This is a genomic window from Burkholderia contaminans, assembly GCF_029633825.1.
Lineage (GTDB): Bacteria > Pseudomonadota > Gammaproteobacteria > Burkholderiales > Burkholderiaceae > Burkholderia > Burkholderia contaminans.
The window spans coordinates 812,507-828,474 of the sequence record NZ_CP090642.1 but is presented as its reverse complement, the minus strand read 5'-3'; the positions used below and the strand labels follow the sequence as shown (position 1 = coordinate 828,474).

The following is a 15,968-nucleotide window of genomic DNA, read 5'->3' as shown; positions in this document are numbered from 1 at the left end:
CGGAAACCCTCCCGATGACGACCCGCACCGGACACCTGCATCTCGGCGCATTCCTGTACCCGACCGGCCATCACATCGCCGCGTGGCGTCATCCCGATTCGCAGGCCGACGCGGGCGTCGATTTCGGCCACTACGTGCGGCTCGCGCAGGCAGCCGAGGCCGCGAAGTTCGATCTCGTGTTCCTTGCCGACGGCGTCGGCACGCGCGGCGACGACGTCGAGTTCCTGAGCCGCACCGCGCACAGCTACGTCGCGCAGTTCGAGCCGCTGACGCTGCTGTCGGCGCTCGCGGCCGTCACCGAGCGGATCGGCCTCGTCGGCACCGCGTCGACGAGTTTCAACGAGCCGTTTCACATCGCGCGCAAGTTCGCTTCGCTCGACCACATCAGCGGCGGCCGCGCGGGCTGGAACCTCGTCACGTCGTCGAGTGCGCACGAGGCGCGCAACTTCAATCGCGACGCGCATTTCGATCATGCGGAACGCTATGCGCGCGCGGAGGAATTCGCGGATGTCGTGCGCGGCCTGTGGGATAGCTGGGACGACGATGCGTTCGTGCGCGATCGCGCATCGGGCCGTTTCTTCGATCCCCGCAAGCGCCACGTCCTCGACCATCGCGGCCGCTTCTTCCAGGTGCGCGGGCCCTTGAACGTCGCGCGGCCGCCGCAGGGACACCCGGTCGTCGTGCAGGCAGGCTCGTCGCCGGCCGGTACGCGGCTGGCCGCGCGCACCGCCGAGGTGATCTTCACCGCGCAGCAGACGCTCGACGACGCGGTCGCGTTTTATGCGGACGTGAAGGGCCAGCTCGCGGCGTTCGGCCGCGACCCCGATACGCTGAAGATCATGCCCGGCGTGTTTCCGGTGGTGGGCCGTACCGAAAGCGAAGCGAAGGAGAAATTCGACGCGCTGCAGTCGTTGATCGACCCGGCGGTCGGGCTCGCGCTCGTATCCGGCCTCACCGGCGGGTTCGACCTGTCCGCCTATCCGCTCGACGGCCCGATTCCGCCGCTGCCGGAGACCAACGCCAGCAAGAGCCGGCAGGCGCTGACGATCGAGCTCGCGCGCCGCGAGAACCTGACGATTCGCGAACTCTACTTGCGCATTGCGGGGGCGCGCGGCCACTGGCAGCTCGTCGGCACGCCGGAGCAGATCGTCGACCAGCTCGAGGAGCGCTTCGTGCATTACGGCGCGGACGGCTACAACGTGATGGCGCCGACGTTGCCCGGCGGCCTCGACGATTTCATCGCGCTGGTGCTGCCCGAGTTGCGCCGCCGCGGGCTGTTTCGCCACGACTATGCCGGCCATACGCTGCGCGAGCATCTCGGGCTGCGGCGGCCCGTGCGCCACGCCACCGCCGCTCAGGCCGCTCATGCCGATACTGCCGCCTGACGTCAGCGCCGCAGGCCGGCGTCGCGCAGCAGCGGAAGCACGCGCTCGCCGAAGAAGTCGAGATCGGGCTTGAAGTCGTAGAAGCTCAGCTGGATGCCGTCGATGCCCGCGCGGTGCAAGCGCACGATCGTATCGGCGACTTCCTCGGGCGAGCCCGTGATCGAGATATTGCCGCCGATCGCGCGCGAAGCCGCCTGCGAGCGCTGATCGAAGCCGCCGCGCCACGCATGCGCATCGCTGTCGAAGCGATGAAAGCTGCCTTCGTCCGCATGCGCGACGATTGCGTCGCGGTACGCCCGCGCTTCGGCCGCCGTTTCGCGGCAGATCACGAGCGGGTTGAGCAGCGTGCGGATCGCCCGGCCGCGGGCCGCGGCCGCCGCCTTCACACGCGCGGTATGCGCGGGCAGTGCATCGATCGCGCGTTCGGCGTCGGGGCCGGCCGGGCTCGTGACGAACACGATGTCCGAATAGCGTGCCGCGAAGTCGATGCCCGCGTCGGACCCGGTCGCGTTGATCAGCAGCGGGCGGCCGTAGCGCGGCTTCGGCGTCACGAAGGCTCCGCCCAGCCGCCAGCTCGACAGTTCGGGCGTGTAGCTGAAATTGTCCGGTTGCGCCCACAGCTGCTGGACCGCATCGACGAACTCGGCGGCCATTTCGTAGCGCCGGTCGTGTTCGATCAGGTTCCAGCCAAACATCTCGTGCTCGATCGCGCGGTGGCCGGTCACGACGTTGATGCCCCAGCGCCCGCGCGAGATGTGATCGAGCGTCGCGGTGAACTTCGCGAAATGCAGCGGATGCCATGGGCCGTAGAGCACGTGGCTCGTCGCGACGAGGATGATCCGTTCGGTACGCGCGGTCAGCGCGGCCAGCGTCATGAACGAGTCGAGCGCGTGGCCGTCGAACACGCCGCCGTAGCCGCCTTTCGGCAGCCACTGCGACAGCGCGAACACGAGATCGAAGCCGAGCGCCTCCGCGCGCGCGACCAGGTCGGCGTTGTAGTCGAAGGTCCAGTCGGTCGTGCGCGGCAGCGTCGACGCGCTCCAGCCGCCGGCCTGGATCGGCAGGAACAGCCCGAGCATCAGCGGCTGCGCGAGGACGCGCGACACCGGGCTGTCGGGGAAATCCGCCGGCGAGCGGACGTCGACGAACGGCGACGGCGCGACCGGAGCGGCGAAGGTGGTGTCGCTCATGATGGGTTCCTTGCGGATAGGGCACGTACCGGGCCACAACGGCGCGCACGGGCGGCGGCGAATCGCGCGGGTGCCGTGCACGACGGGCCTGCGAGTGGATCGAGCGGCGTCATAGCGTGCCGGGCCTCGGATCGGGCACGAAACCTTCGCGATTCGGCATCCGCACGCGTGGCAGCGTGCGCGAGTCGAGCCGTGCATCGCCGGGCACGATGCCGTTCAGATGGAGCACATACGCGGTGACCGCATAGACTTCGTCCGCGCTCAGCGATTGCGGTGCGTTGTACGGCATCGCGCGGCGGATGTAGTCGAACAGCGTCGTCGCATACGGCCAGTAGCTGCCGACCGTCTTTTTCGGCTTGGCGCTCGCGAGCGAGCCGATGCCGCCGACGAGCGGATCGCCGACGCCGCCTTCGCCGCCGGCGCCGTGGCACATCGCGCATTTGTCCGCGAACACGTGAGCGCCGCGCGCGACCGTGCCCGCGCCGGGCGGCAGGCCGCTGCCGTCTGGCGCGATGTCGATGTCCCACGCGGCAAGCGCGGCACGGTCGACCGGCTGGCCGAGACCGTAGCCCGCGCCGAATGCACTCGGAACCAGCAGGGATGCGGCGAGCAGGCAGGCAAGCAGCTTACGCATTGCGCACCTCGCCGTCCGCGCCGACGCGCCAGTTCTGGATGCCGTTGTAGTGGTACTGCGAGTTGACGCCGCGCACGGCGACGAGCGCTTCGCGGGTCGGTTGAACATAGCCGGTGTCGTCGGTGGCGCGGCTTTGCAGGTCGGCCGGCTCGCCGTTCCAGATCCAGTCGGCTTCGAAGCGCGTCAGCGCGCGATCGCGCACGTCGCCCGTGAGTCGCGCGGGCCGCCACGTGCGGCCGCCGTCGGTCGAGACGTCGACCGCGCGAATCCGGCCGCGTCCCGACCACGCGTAGCCGCCGATCGGGTAATAGCCGTGCGCGGTGAGCCGATGGCCGGCCGACGGCCGCGTGATGACCGACTTCGCATCCATCTCGAACACGAACTGGCGCGCGCAGCCGCCGGGCAGCAGGTTCGTGTATTTCGACGTTTCCTCGCGCGTCATCTCCGGCGCGCGCACCAGCTTCAGCCGCCGCAGCCACTTGATGTTCGTGTTGCCTTCGAAACCCGGCACGATCAGCCGCACCGGATAGCCGTTCTCGGGGCGCAGCCGTTCGCCGTTCTGCGCATAGACGACGAGCGCGCGCTCGAGGATCCGGTCGAGCGGCAGGCTGCGTGTCATCGCCGCGCCGTCGGCGCCTTCGGCAAGCAGCCAGCGTGCGTCCGGATCGATGCCGGTTTCGTCGAGCAGCGTCGACAGCCGGACACCCGTCCATTCGCAGCACGACAGCAGCCCGTGCGTGAACTGAACGGGCAGCCCGCTCGGGCCATTCCATTCGCTGCCGGTGTTGCCCGAGCATTCGAGGAAGTGGATCCGCGATTCGGACGGAAAGCGCAGCAGGTCATCGATCGTGAACACGCGCGGCTCGCGCACGAGGCCGTGCACGACGATGCGATGACGCTGCGCATCGATCTCGGGTACGCCCGCGTGATGACGCTCGTAGACGAGGCCGTTCGGCGTGATGTCGCCGAACAGGTCGGCGAGCGGTGTCATCGACGAGCCGGAGCCGGGCAACGCCGGCGTACGGGCGCTGCGGCGGATCACGTCGCGCTCGTGCGGTCCCGGCATGCCGTAGGGCGGCGACAGCAGCGGCGCGCCCGGACCGCGGGTCCATGGCGGCACGTCGAGCGCAGAGAGCGGGGCGAGCGGCTGGCTCGCCAGCGCGCCGCCGGCAGGCAGCATCGCTGCCGCCCATCCGCCGGCGAGCCGGCGCAGTGCTGCGCGCCGGCCGCTGCGCGGTGGACGGGGCGGGAAACGGGAGTCGGTCATGGTCGAACGCGTATCGCGCGCCGGGGCAGCGCGCGGGGAAACGCCCATTCTCGGCAACCGGACCCGGCGCGGCAAACAACGATTCCCGCTTTGCTTATCGCGCCCCGCCGCAGCACGCCGCGCCGCGCCCGATGCACGCGCCGTCAGAACTTCACGCGCAGCCCGCTGACGAACGCGACCTGGCGGTTCGTCGACGAAGCGCTCCCGATGTTCGAGATCGCCGCGATCCTGCGATAGCCGCCCGCCGTCGCCGTGCTCGGATCGCCGGCCGCGAGCTGGTAGATGCCGGACAGGTAGATATCCGTGCGCTTCGACAACGCGTAGTCGAACCCGAGCGTGAACTGGTGCCAGCGCGGCTTCAGCGTCTGGCCGCCGGTGCCCGGCAGGCCGCTCGCGCGCCCGTCGGTGAACGTGTAGACACCGATCAGCGTGGCGGCCGGTGTGATCTGGTAACGCGCGTTCACGTCGTAGTTGTTGAACTTGCGCGACGAACGGTCGAGATAGTCGAGCTGCGTGTGGCTCCACGCGAAGCCCAGCGTCGTACGGCCGAGCGCGTAGTTCGCGCCCACCACGCCGATCTGCTGCTTGAGCACGCCGCCGTTCAGCCCGTAGAAGAATCCGCCGCTGTAATCGTTGCCGGTGGTGGAGGTCGCACCGCCCACCGCGCCGCTCGTATTCGACGTCGAATTCGGATGATTGATGCGGACATAGCCGGCGCCCACCGACAACGGGCCGTTCACGTAGTTCGCCGACGCGCCCCACGCGTTGTTGTTCGAGAACCCGGTGCCCGCGCCACCGTTGGCCTGGTTGCTGAACGCGTAGAGCAGGTCGGCCGTGAAGCCGGCGATCGTGTCGCTGCGGAACTTCACCGCGTTGTTCAGGCGGAAGCTCTGGTTCATGTTGTCGTTGTCGCCCACGTGCGTGGCCGGCGACCAGAAGCCGGACCCCGAGTACTGCGCAACGAGGTCGGTGATCGGCTCGTACTGGCGGCCGAAGGTCAGCGTGCCGAGCCCCTTGCTGGCCAGGCCCACGTATGCGGAGCGGCCGAACAGGCGGCCGCCCTGGCCGAGCCCGCCGTCGCTCGGCCGGAACCCGCTTTCGAGCGTGAAGACCGCCTGCAGCCCGCCGCCGAGATCTTCCACGCCTTTCAAGCCCCAGCGGCTGCCGCTCAGCTTGCCGCTCGTCTGCTGGATGTTGCTTGCGCCACCCTGGTTGTTCGTATAAGCGAAACCGGCATCGACGACACCGTACAACGTGACCGAACTCTGCGCATGCGCGCTGACCGAACCGATCGAAACCAAACCCAGGACTACCGATTTTCTGATCATGACTATCCTCTTTTTTATGGGTACATCTGCGAGGATCACGATCCTATTGATGACGGCGGTGCCGGCGAACGGTCGATCCGTGGTTTGCAAATCGCTGCGCGGCCGATTTGCAATAGGCGTTGCCGCAAGCCCTGCATGTGCGCCGCGATCGCGTCCGGCACCCATGCTGCGGCGAACGTATCGCGCGAACGGCGAACGTCGGGCACCGGATACACGCGGGCGCCGTCATATCGATCGCTGAAATCGTTCGATGTGCGCAATACCTGCGTCCCGGCGCGCGATGTTTTTACGCAACGCCCGCTGTGCGGCGGGCGCCCGGTGCGCTACGCGCGGCCGCATATCGATTCCGCAAAACGTTGGTAGGGCCGTGCGACGCGTGACGGTAGAGTCGGGCATCCGGCCTCGGGCCGGCATGCTCCGGGAACAGAAGGGCGCCCAAGCGCATTCATCCCGGCTGAACAACAAACACGGGAGCTGTCTGTCATGAGTCGCGATGTGCTGTTTCTGCTGGAACCGGGCTTTGCCGATCCGAAGCATCCGGGCCAGCGCTTCGTCTGCCCGCATGGATTGTCGATCGAGGGGCTGCTGGCGAGCGCGCCCGATCGCGCGAATCGAATCGACGTGAAACGTGTCGGCTTCGAGCGGCCGCGGCACGCGGTGATCGACGCGCTCGACGATGCGCACCAGGGGCTGCCGGTCCTCGTGCTCGGCCGCGACCAGCCGGCGCCGGACGACGCACAGACGCTCGGCGACGTGCGCTTCGTCACCGACGCGCGCCGCATCCTCGAACTGCTGGCCGAACGCCACGGATTTCCGGTGCTGCATTGACGCGGCGATTTTCACTTCCCGTTTGATCGACCGACAGGAGCATCCGATGTCGTCAATTTCGGCGGCGCGTCGCCGTTTGCTGTTTGCCGGCGCCGCGGTGGCGGCGGCGCCCTGGGCCGCGAAGGCCGCGTTCGCCACGCCCGCTGCCAACAGCGATCTCGCCGGCACCACGTTGCGTGTCGCAACCTACAAGGGTGGCTGGCGCGCGCTGCTGCAGGCGGCCGGGCTGGCCGACACACCGTACCGGATCGACTGGCGCGAGCTGAACAACGGCGTGCTGCATATCGAGGCGCTCAACGCGGATGCGCTCGACATCGGTTCGGGAAGCGAAATTCCGGCCGTATTCGCCGCGCGGCAGAAGGCCAACGTGCGGCTCATCACCCGCGTGCGCGAAGACCTGAACAACCAGGTCACGCTCGCGCGCAAGGACACGCCGATCCGCAGCATTGCAGACCTGAAGGGCAAGCGTGTCGGGTACGTGCGTGCGACGACGTCGCACTACTTCCTGTATCGCCAGCTCACGGAGGCCGGCCTGAGCTTCGACGACATCCAGCCGATCAACCTGTCGCCAAGCGACGGCTTGTCCGCCTACGATCGCGGCGACATCGACGCGTGGGCGATCTACGGCTACAACGGCCAGCTCGCGCGCAATCGCTACGGTGCACGTGTGTTGAAGACGGGGAAGGGCTATCTGTCGGGCAACTTCCCGGTCTATGCGAACCCGCGCACGCTCGACGATGCGCGCCGTCGCGCGGCAACGGGCGATCTGCTGCTGCGATTCCGGCGCGCGTATGCATGGGCGAACGGGCATTTCCGCGACTATGCGCTCGCGCAGAACAGCGAGACGCGCGTGCCGGTCGCCGATCTCGTCGCGATGTTCGATCAGCGCAGCGAAGACTACGCGCTGCTGCCGGTGACGCCCGACGTGGTGGCGCAGCATCAGCAGGTCGCGGATGTGTTCGCGCGGATCGGTGTGCTGGACGGGCCGGCCAATGTTGCGCCGCTGTGGGATACGTCGTTCAATGCGCTGGTCGCGGCGACGTGATCGAGCGTAACGAGAAGGCGCCCGAGTGAGTGGGGGATGCGGATGAACACGTGCTCTCGAAGGCGCTGTTCACCGCGCGCGAACCCGGCATCCCGCCTGCAGTGAGTCTCGTCGCGAGATCCGGTCGACCGGATCAGGCGAACGTCGTCGCGACCATGATGCCGAACACGACGCCGATCGCAATTCCGCAGAGCCGGCCGTAAATCGATGCGCGCACATTGTCGTCGAGCACGAACGGCGAGCGTTTGTGCTTCCATACCGTGCTGAATGCGACGGGGCGCGTCAGCAGGGTGACGCACGCGATCAGCACCGGCGTGGCGATGAGCATCGCGATGCGCGGCCCGTTCCAGTCGACGCCGTGCATCGCCAGCGAAACGATCGCGGCAAGCGGAACCTCGACGCACAAGCCCAGCAACGAACCGTTGACGAATGAATCTCCGGGGGACTGGAACATGATCGGTCCTGGCATTCAAATGAAATCGGCGCCCGGCTCGAGCTCCCGAAGTTGAAAAAACCGTGGCCATTGCCCAAGGTCGCTCGACCGCATTCGACATCAGCCAGGATGACGGGCGGATAGTACGGCAAATCATTCGCACGTTGGCGGTCGCTCAAGCTATTTAACAAACGTCCCGGGTAGGCGCGTGTTTTCATGCTGCGTCGGGATATCGCGCCGTGATGAAATCGGGCACCTTGTCGAGGTTGGCGCGCGTGGAGGCTGCGTGATCGACCTGGCTGCAGGGCATTGCCGTTCCGGCACGAAATATGATCCGTACGAGGCCATCGCGGTGTGGATCTCGCACGTTCGCCGATCCGGCGTACGCGCGGATTGATGGCGCCAACGGTCGCGGCCCGAGGAAGCAGGGTCAACCGTGCCGAGCCGCCTGTCATATTTTGACAGTTCTTGACAGCTCGGGATGAGTGCAGCGCTATGATCTAACTCCTTTTCGGATCGGCACCCTGGAGAACCTCCCATGAGTTTGGCACGCTCACTCAGCATCGGTATCACAATTGGCCTTCACCACGCGGCGGAGAGTCTCTGGGTCAACGGCATCAAGCAGAATGCCTTGTATCTGATGAAGCTCTTTCAACACTCGCCGCTTGGCCATCAGGTAACCCTCGTCAATACCACGAACGTCAGGATCACGTCGGAACTTCCGTGGGATACCACGCAGTATCCGATCCGCTCGTTCGACGATGCGAAAGACTCGCTCGATGTGCTGATCGAACTCGGGGGACAAATTGACCAGCAGCAAACCGCGTATCTGCAGGCACGTGGTACAAAAGTGGTGAGTTACTGCTGCGGGCCGGAATACGTGCACATGATGCAGGCGATGATTTTCGGCAGACGCCATGCGGAAACGGTATTCATCAACCAGCGTTATGATCAGGTGTGGATCATCCCGCAAGTTGTCGATACCAGCGCGAGCTACTTCAGCGTATTACGGCGCCAGCCGGTTCGTGAAGTCCCGTTCGTCTGGGACCCGATGTGCGTCGAAGAGCGGTCGGCAGCACTCCCGCATCACGGGGAGTATCGTCCAACCGGGCAGCCGAAGCGCCTCTCCATCATGGAGCCGAATATCGACGTGACGAAGTTCTGCCTCTATCCGCTCTTGATCGCAGAACTGGGCTATCGAAAATTTGGCGAAAAGATAGCTTATGTGCACGCGACGAACACCGAGCATCTTGCAAAAAACAGCCCCGAATTCATTGGTATCGCGCACCACCTCGACCTGGTGCGAGATTCTAAAATAAGCTTTGTCGGCTATTACAACACCCCTCAATTTCTTTCCGAATTCACCGACATCGTAATATCCCATCAATCAGGGCTCGCACTGAATTACTTCTATTTCGATGTTTGCTGGAACGGGTATGCATTGATTCATAACGCATACCTCTGCCGTGAGCTTGGTTATTTTTATAACGAACAGGATGCGGAGGAGGGTGCATTGCAACTCGGTCAGGCAATCGATTCGCACGATGAAAAATGGATTGATTACAAGAATCGGCAGCGTGAATTCATCGGTGGATTTCTATCGACAAATTCGAAGCAAATCGAGTCATATGACAGGCTGCTGATCGGTCTTTTCGACTAAATTCACGGCATTTCATTGGGAAAACGGATAAGCCACTGACTGAAGCGAGTGAAACTCGATTCGGAATGCGCATGTCGCTCTCGCCTCGAGATCGGGGTTGACTGCGCGCCGGTAGCCACAAGCGGAGCAAGGTTCGCCTTGCACGTTGAGTGCGCGATTCGCTGATCAACGCATATCTCGAGCTGCACGCTCGCCGGCGATGTGTCGAGGGTCATGCGGCCGCCGGCCCGGCCCGGTGGAGCGGGCCAGGCGCGGACGCTTGCCGGATCCTCTACGTCACACCGTGCCTTTCTTCAGATCCTCGATACACGGAATCCCGGCGCGCCGCTTTGGCCGCAGGAATTTCGGTACCGCGGGCGCCTGGCCGACGCCCGCCTGGCTTTGATCGACCCTCGGCTTCAACGCGGCAGGCTTGACCTTGTGCGGCAGCCGGCAGCCGCCGGCCGGCAGGTTGCCGTACGGATCCTCGTCGGCCGCCGTCGCGGGGGCCGCCGGCATCACGGGGGCGGTCGACGCGACCAGCATCGGGGGGAACGGCAACGCATGCACCCGCTCGCCGGTCAGCACGAACGCACCGTTGGCCACCGCCGGCGCGATCGGCGGCACGCCGGCGTCGCTCAACCCGGTCGGCTGGGCGTCCGACGGCACGAAGAAGACATCCACCGGCGGCGCTTCCTGCATGCGTATCGGCGAATAGTCGGCGAAACCGGCGTTGCGGACCGCGCCATGGTCGACGTCGATCGCGAAGCCGGGCTTCGTCGTCGCGAGACCGAACAGCGCGCCGCCCTGGATCTGCGCTTGCGCGCCGGTCGGGTTGACGATGCGGCCCGCATACACGCCGGCCGTCACGCGATGCACGCGCGGTTGTTGCGCTTCGATCGACACTTCCGTCACGTACGCGACGACCGAGCCGGCCGTTTCGTGCATCGCGACGCCCCACGCGTGCCCGGCCGGCAGCGTGCGCGCGCCGTAGCCGGACTTGTCGACGGCCAGCGCGAGCGCCTGCCGATGCGCGGCGTGCTCGGGGCCGGCCAGCCGCGTCATCCGGTAGGCGACCGGATCCTGCCGCGCCGAGTGCGCGAGCTCGTCGACCAGCGTTTCCATCACGAACGCCGTATGCGAGTTGCCGCCCGAGCGCCACGTCTGGACCGGCACGTCGGCCTCGGTCTGATGAACCGATACCTGCATCGGGAAGCCGTACGGGCTGTTCGTCACGCCTTCGGTCAGGCTCGGATCGGTGCCGCGCTTGAGCATCGTCGTGCGCTCGAGCGGCGAGCCCTTCAGCACAGACTGGCCGACGACCACGTGCTGCCAGTCGCGCACGGCGCCGCTGCCGTCCACGCCGATGTCGACGCGATGCAGCACCATCGGGCGGTAATAGCCGCCGCGCAGATCGTCCTCGCGCGTCCAGATCGTCTTGACGGGGCCGAGATGGCCGGCCGCGAGGTACGCGGCGGACACGTGGGCGGCTTCGACCACGTAGTCCGACGTCGGCGTCGAGCGCCGGCCATAGTCGCCGCCCGAGGTCAGCGTGAAGATCTGGACTTTCTCCGGGGCGACGCCGAGCGCCTTCGCGACCGCCGCGCGGTCGGTCGTCTGCAGCGACGAGCCGCCCCAGATCTTGATCCCGCACGCGCAGCTCGCCGGCCCGACGTCGACCGTGCAGCTGAGCGGCTCCATCGCCGCATGCGCGAGATACGGAAATTCGTAATCCTGCCGAATGCGCGTGGCCGCCGGCGGCGCGCTGCCGGCGTCGGCCGTGCGCACCACGGTCCCCGGCGTGCCGGCGAGCTGCTTGTACGCCTGCATCTGTTCGGATGACGTGACGGTCGAGCCGGCATCCTTCCACGTGATCTTCAGCGCGTCGCGGCCGAGCTTGGCCGGCCAGTAGCCGTTCGCGATCACGGCCACGCCGGTGCCGCCGCGATCGGTCGGGATCTCGACGACCTCGACCACGCCCTTGACGGCACGGGCCGCCGCCGCGTCGTAGCTCGCGACCTTGCCGCCGAAGCGCGGCGGGCGCGCGACCACGGCCACCATCGTGTCCGGCAGACGCCAGTCCATCCCGTACTTGAGCGTGCCGTCGAGCATCCCGCGCGCGTCGATGCGCGGCGTCGGCTTGCCGATGATGCGGAACTGGTCCGGCGACTTCAACGACACCTGCTGCGGCACCGGCATCGCCATCGCGGCCGGTGCGAGTTCGCCGTAGGTCGCGCGGTAGTTGCCGGAGGTCACGACACCGTTCGCCGTCCGGCACGTGGCGGGATCGACGTTCCAGCGCTGCGCGGCCGCCGCGACGAGCATCGCGCGGGCGGATGCGCCGAGTTCGCGGTATTGCGCGAACGAGTGATTGACCGACGTCGAACCGGCCGTCATCTGGATGCCCGTCACCGGATCCTTGTAAGGCTCGCCGGCCGGCGCGAGCACGGTGCGCACGTTGCGCCAGTCGGCATCGAGTTCGTCGGCCAGCGCCATCGGCAGCGCGGTGCTGACGCCCTGGCCGGACTCCGTCCGGTTGACGGCAACGGTCACGGTGTTGTCCGGCGCGATGATCAGGAATGCTTGCGGAGGCGAAGCCTGAAACGCTTTGCCGGCTTCGGCCGTGGCCCGGGTCGGCGCGATGCCCAGCGCAAGGCAGCCGCTCGCCGCCATCGTGAACTTCAGGAAGCCACGCCGGCCGAGCTTCGGAGAACCTGTTCCGGCGACCGGTGAGGCGTCGGAGTGGGGGGTGTCGGTGCTCGCCGGGCGCCCGGCTGTGCGAATACGCATGGTCAATGTCTCCCGGCAGGCTCAGGCAAGCGCGCTGGCCGCATCGTGAATCGCGGCGCGGATGCGCTGGTAGGTCGCGCAACGGCACAGGTTGCCGGCCATCGCGCGATCGATGTCGGCGTCGGTCGGCGCCTTGTTGCCGTGCAGCAGGCCGGCTGCGCTCATCATCTGGCCGCTCTGGCAGTAGCCGCATTGCGCGACGTCGTGCCGGATCCAGGCGTCGAGGACGGCCTTGCCGACCGCATCGTCGGCGAGATGTTCGGACGTCGTGATGTGCGCGCTCCCCACCGCCGACAGCGCCAGCGTGCAGCTTCGGGCCGGCCGGCCGTCGACATGAACGGTGCAGGCGCCGCAGTCGCCGGTGCCGCATCCGAACTTGGTGCCGGTCAGCCCGAGGTTGTCGCGCAGCACCCAGAGCACCGGTGTCGAGGGATCGGCGTCGATCTCGGCCGGCCGGTTGTTGATGTTCAACGTCACCATCGTGAAGTTCTCCATTGGACACCTCGTCATGGTTCGCGAGGCCAAAGCGTAATGCGGCGGACGTGAATCAATTAAAGCAGATTCGAGAAAAACCCAGCATCTGCAAATTCGATTTTTTTGCCTTTCTTAATGATTTTCGGCCGAAGATTAAAATATAAAATTTACGTTTTCCGTACAAATCATCGAATCTTTTTGAAAGATTGTTGAGTTTTGACAAGATCTTTGCCGACCCGTGGCAAACGTTTGCCAGTCGAGCCTATATTTCACTCGCGATCAATGCGGAAGGCGTGCAAATCGGATAACAGAAACCGAAGATTCAATATCCCGGAAATCTGTACCTCACCGGGTTGACCGGATGATTGGCCTGTTCGTTTACCGGGCGGTCATCCCCGTCCCGTCTGGAGCAACGGGACGGGCGGTCGTTCGGGACGGAGACATCGAGACACGGGCGGGCATGGGTCGCCGGACGGTAATTTCGAATCGTCCGATACAGCCGCCTCTAAATGAAAATGGGAAAAATTACCGGGCAGGGGGTTCAAAAGTAAAAAATGCCAATTAAATAATTCTCGTTGATTAATTCTCGTTTGTTGCCAATTCAGCCATCCGCTCGTGTTTGGTGACGGGAAGATATTTTCCAAAAAATATCGAATAACGCATTCCGGTATTTTCCTTCGGCATTCCGATGCGCGAAAGGGAGTTTCGGCGGCTTCGATTCTCTTTATGGGAAGGTGTGATTATGCGTATGCGCATGGGCTCGAACAAAAAGCGCGCGAAAGCACGTCCGGCATTCCTCGTCCCGACCGGCATGCTGGTCGCGCTGGTCGGCGCCGGGATCGTCCCCGTCGACGCACTGGCTGCCTGCACCGGAACGACGACCGTCAGTTGTACCGGAGCCAGCACGTCCTATTCGAACGGCACGAACAATCTCAACCTGACCGTCCAGCCCGGCGCGACCGTATCCGTGGTGCCGTTGCTCGGCGGCACGGCGCTGTCGCTGACGGGCAGTGGCGTCACGCTGATCAACAACGGCAGGATCGACCCCGCGTTGTCCGGGTTGAGCATCGTGTCGAACGGCACGGTGGTCGGCAATAGCGCGTCGGCGAGCATCGTCAACGTCACGAACGCCAGCTCGGGCGTGATGATGGGGTCGACGAGCTCGCTGCTCAACGGGCCGGCATTGACCGTATACAACGGCATCGGCGGCACGACGAACATCACCAATGCCGGCACGATCGGCACGACCGGCCTGCTGGGCTTCGGCGCGGGGCCCGCCGCGCAGGTCGTCACCACGTCGGGTGGCGCACAGGCCAACTTCACCAACGCGAACGGCGGCGTGATCAACGGTTCGGTGGCGCTCGCGCCCAGCGGGACGCCGGGCGCCGGGAACACGTTCACCAACGCCGGCGCCGTCACGGGCAACGTGTCGCTGGGCGCGGCCGTCGGCACGTCCAACACGTTCAATGCGCTGACCGGGTCGTCAGTCGGGCTCGGCGTCGATGCGGGGCTGGGCGGCAACAACACGCTGAACCTGCAACTGAACACGGCCACCGGCGGCGCGACGAACGGCGCCATCGCGGTCGATACGTTCGGCAATTTCAACAACCTCGCCGTGCAGGGCGGCACGTGGGACATCACCGGCGCATCGACCGCGACGAACGCATCGCTGACCGGCGGCACCGCGATCGTCCACGGCGCGGGTGCGCTGGGCACCGGCACGATCGTCGGCGGCGGCGGCACGCTGGAAGCCGGCGCGGCCGGCATCAATCTGCTCAACAACGTGACATTGACCGGCGGCCTGACGGTCGACGGCGCGAACGGGCTCGCGCTGTCGGGCGCGATCGGCGGCGGTGGCGCGCTGAACGTGAGCGGCACCGGCACGCTGGCGCTGAACGGCGTCAATTCATTCACGGGCGGAACGAATCTGACGGGCGGCGGCGGACTGCTCGTGGGCACGAGCGGGGCGCTCGGCGGCGGCGCGCTGAACGTGACGGGCGCGGGCGGCACGCTCGGCACGAGCATCGGCGGCACGGTGCTCGGCAATGCGGTCAATCTCGGCGCGGGCGTGACGCTGGGCCTGAACGGGTCGGCCAACCTCGGTCTGGGCGGCACGATCGCAGGTAACGGCGGTCTCGCGCAAACCGGCACGGGCACGACGACGCTGCTCGGCGTGAACACCTTCACGGGCGGGACGGCGCTCAGTGGTGGCGGGCTGATCGCCGGCAACGGCGCGGCGCTCGGCGCCGGCGCGCTGCACGTGACCGGCGCGGGCGGCTCGCTGGCGACGAACGTGGGCGGTACGCTGCTCGGCAATGCAGTGAATCTCGATGCAGGCGCCACGCTGGGCCTGAACGGTGCGGCCGGCCTGAGCCTCGGCGGCACGATCGCCGGAAACGGCGGCCTCGCGCAAAGCGGCACGGGCACGACGACGCTGCTCGGCGCGAACACGTTCTCGGGCGGCACGGCGCTGAGCGGCGGCGGGTTGATCGCCGGCAATGGCGCGGCGCTCGGCACGGGCGCGCTGAACGTGTCCGGCACGGGCGGCACGCTCGCGACGAACGTCGGCGGCACCGTGCTCGGCAATGCGGTGAATCTGGGCGCAGGCGCGACGCTCGGCCTGAACGGCACGGCCGACCTGGGCCTCGGCGGTGTGATAGGCGGGGGCGGCCACCTGGCGCAAACCGGCAGCGGCACGACGACGCTGCTCGGTGCGAATACGTTCACGGGCGGCACGGTGCTGAGCGGCGGCGGCCTCATCGCCGGCAACGGCGCGGCACTAGGCACGGGCGCGCTGAACGTGACCGGCATCGGGGGCACGCTTGCGACCAACGTCGGCGGCACCGTGCTCGGCAACGCGGTCAACCTGGGGCGGGCGCCACGCTCGGCCTGAACGGCGCGGCCGATCTCGGCCTGAACGGCACGATCTCGGGCGCGGGCGGCTCGGCGCTCGGC

At 66.6% G+C, this 15,968-nt stretch carries 12 protein-coding genes; 5 read left to right on the top strand and 7 right to left on the bottom strand.

The genetic code is table 11. The features are described from left to right. The first annotated feature begins 14 nt into the window (after positions 1-14). Positions 15-1,385, top strand: a complete 1,371-nt coding sequence (locus tag LXE91_RS35800; protein WP_039371696.1) for an LLM class flavin-dependent oxidoreductase — start codon at positions 15-17, stop codon at positions 1,383-1,385. Positions 1,386-1,387: 2 nt separating this feature from the next. Here the strand turns inward: LXE91_RS35800 and LXE91_RS35795 are convergent, their stop codons facing one another. From LXE91_RS35795 to LXE91_RS35780, 4 genes are all read right to left on the bottom strand, one after another. After that, on the bottom strand, positions 1,388-2,575 hold the full coding sequence (locus tag LXE91_RS35795) for an LLM class flavin-dependent oxidoreductase (protein ID WP_039371699.1): 1,188 nt from the start codon (positions 2,573-2,575) through the stop codon (positions 1,388-1,390). 109 nt (positions 2,576-2,684) lie between these two features. Further along, complete coding sequence (locus LXE91_RS35790; protein WP_039371703.1) at positions 2,685-3,209, bottom strand: c-type cytochrome; 525 nt, start codon at positions 3,207-3,209, stop codon at positions 2,685-2,687. Further along, positions 3,202-4,476, bottom strand: coding sequence for a sulfite dehydrogenase (soxC, locus tag LXE91_RS35785; RefSeq protein WP_039371705.1), 1,275 nt, complete (start codon positions 4,474-4,476; stop codon positions 3,202-3,204). Before soxC ends, LXE91_RS35790 begins: the two co-directional genes overlap by 8 nt. Before the next feature lie 143 nt (positions 4,477-4,619). Next, on the bottom strand, positions 4,620-5,804 hold the full coding sequence (locus LXE91_RS35780; protein WP_039371708.1) for a porin: 1,185 nt from the start codon (positions 5,802-5,804) through the stop codon (positions 4,620-4,622). Between the two features lie 483 nt (positions 5,805-6,287). On the opposite strand from LXE91_RS35780, the gene LXE91_RS35775 reads away from it, so the two are divergent. Both LXE91_RS35775 and LXE91_RS35770 read left to right on the top strand, forming a co-directional pair. Then, on the top strand, positions 6,288-6,632 hold the full coding sequence (locus LXE91_RS35775) for a DUF3088 domain-containing protein (RefSeq protein ID WP_039371714.1): 345 nt from the start codon (positions 6,288-6,290) through the stop codon (positions 6,630-6,632). Positions 6,633-6,678: 46 nt separating this feature from the next. After that, positions 6,679-7,677 carry an ABC transporter substrate-binding protein gene (locus tag LXE91_RS35770; RefSeq protein WP_039371717.1) on the top strand — a complete coding sequence of 333 codons (999 nt, stop codon included), beginning with the start codon at positions 6,679-6,681 and terminating at the stop codon, positions 7,675-7,677. Between the two features lie 133 nt (positions 7,678-7,810). Here LXE91_RS35770 and LXE91_RS35765 read toward each other — a convergent pair whose 3' ends face one another. Then, a complete protein-coding gene (locus LXE91_RS35765; protein ID WP_039371720.1) occupies positions 7,811-8,131 on the bottom strand; it encodes a hypothetical protein in 321 nt (106 codons plus the stop codon). 517 nt (positions 8,132-8,648) lie between these two features. Here LXE91_RS35765 and LXE91_RS35760 point away from each other — a divergent pair. Beyond that, on the top strand, positions 8,649-9,770 hold the full coding sequence (locus LXE91_RS35760; protein WP_039371723.1) for a DUF2827 domain-containing protein: 1,122 nt from the start codon (positions 8,649-8,651) through the stop codon (positions 9,768-9,770). A gap of 276 nt (positions 9,771-10,046) precedes the next feature. Here LXE91_RS35760 and LXE91_RS35755 read toward each other — a convergent pair whose 3' ends face one another. Then, positions 10,047-12,539, bottom strand: a complete 2,493-nt coding sequence (locus LXE91_RS35755; protein ID WP_039371726.1) for a xanthine dehydrogenase family protein molybdopterin-binding subunit — start codon at positions 12,537-12,539, stop codon at positions 10,047-10,049. A gap of 21 nt (positions 12,540-12,560) precedes the next feature. After that, on the bottom strand, positions 12,561-13,019 hold the full coding sequence (locus LXE91_RS35750; RefSeq protein ID WP_039371974.1) for a (2Fe-2S)-binding protein: 459 nt from the start codon (positions 13,017-13,019) through the stop codon (positions 12,561-12,563). 748 nt (positions 13,020-13,767) lie between these two features. Between LXE91_RS35750 and LXE91_RS43825 the strand changes: the two genes are divergently transcribed. Continuing rightward, positions 13,768-15,906, top strand: coding sequence for a beta strand repeat-containing protein (locus LXE91_RS43825; protein ID WP_423191629.1), 2,139 nt, complete (start codon positions 13,768-13,770; stop codon positions 15,904-15,906). The last annotated feature ends 62 nt before the right edge of the window (positions 15,907-15,968 follow it).

Excerpts from the sequence above, each read along its gene's own strand:
- LXE91_RS35800 (WP_039371696.1), top strand. The coding sequence starts at position 15 with ATGACGACCCGCACCGGACACCTGCATCTCGGCGCATTCCTGTACCCG.
- LXE91_RS35795 (WP_039371699.1), bottom strand. The coding sequence starts at position 2,575 with ATGAGCGACACCACCTTCGCCGCTCCGGTCGCGCCGTCGCCGTTCGTC.
- LXE91_RS35790 (WP_039371703.1), bottom strand. The coding sequence starts at position 3,209 with ATGCGTAAGCTGCTTGCCTGCCTGCTCGCCGCATCCCTGCTGGTTCCG.
- soxC (WP_039371705.1), bottom strand. The coding sequence starts at position 4,476 with ATGACCGACTCCCGTTTCCCGCCCCGTCCACCGCGCAGCGGCCGGCGC.
- LXE91_RS35780 (WP_039371708.1), bottom strand. The coding sequence starts at position 5,804 with ATGATCAGAAAATCGGTAGTCCTGGGTTTGGTTTCGATCGGTTCGGTC.
- LXE91_RS35775 (WP_039371714.1), top strand. The coding sequence starts at position 6,288 with ATGAGTCGCGATGTGCTGTTTCTGCTGGAACCGGGCTTTGCCGATCCG.
- LXE91_RS35770 (WP_039371717.1), top strand. The coding sequence starts at position 6,679 with ATGTCGTCAATTTCGGCGGCGCGTCGCCGTTTGCTGTTTGCCGGCGCC.
- LXE91_RS35765 (WP_039371720.1), bottom strand. The coding sequence starts at position 8,131 with ATGTTCCAGTCCCCCGGAGATTCATTCGTCAACGGTTCGTTGCTGGGC.
- LXE91_RS35760 (WP_039371723.1), top strand. The coding sequence starts at position 8,649 with ATGAGTTTGGCACGCTCACTCAGCATCGGTATCACAATTGGCCTTCAC.
- LXE91_RS35755 (WP_039371726.1), bottom strand. The coding sequence starts at position 12,539 with ATGCGTATTCGCACAGCCGGGCGCCCGGCGAGCACCGACACCCCCCAC.
- LXE91_RS35750 (WP_039371974.1), bottom strand. The coding sequence starts at position 13,019 with ATGGTGACGTTGAACATCAACAACCGGCCGGCCGAGATCGACGCCGAT.
- LXE91_RS43825 (WP_423191629.1), top strand. The coding sequence starts at position 13,768 with ATGGGCTCGAACAAAAAGCGCGCGAAAGCACGTCCGGCATTCCTCGTC.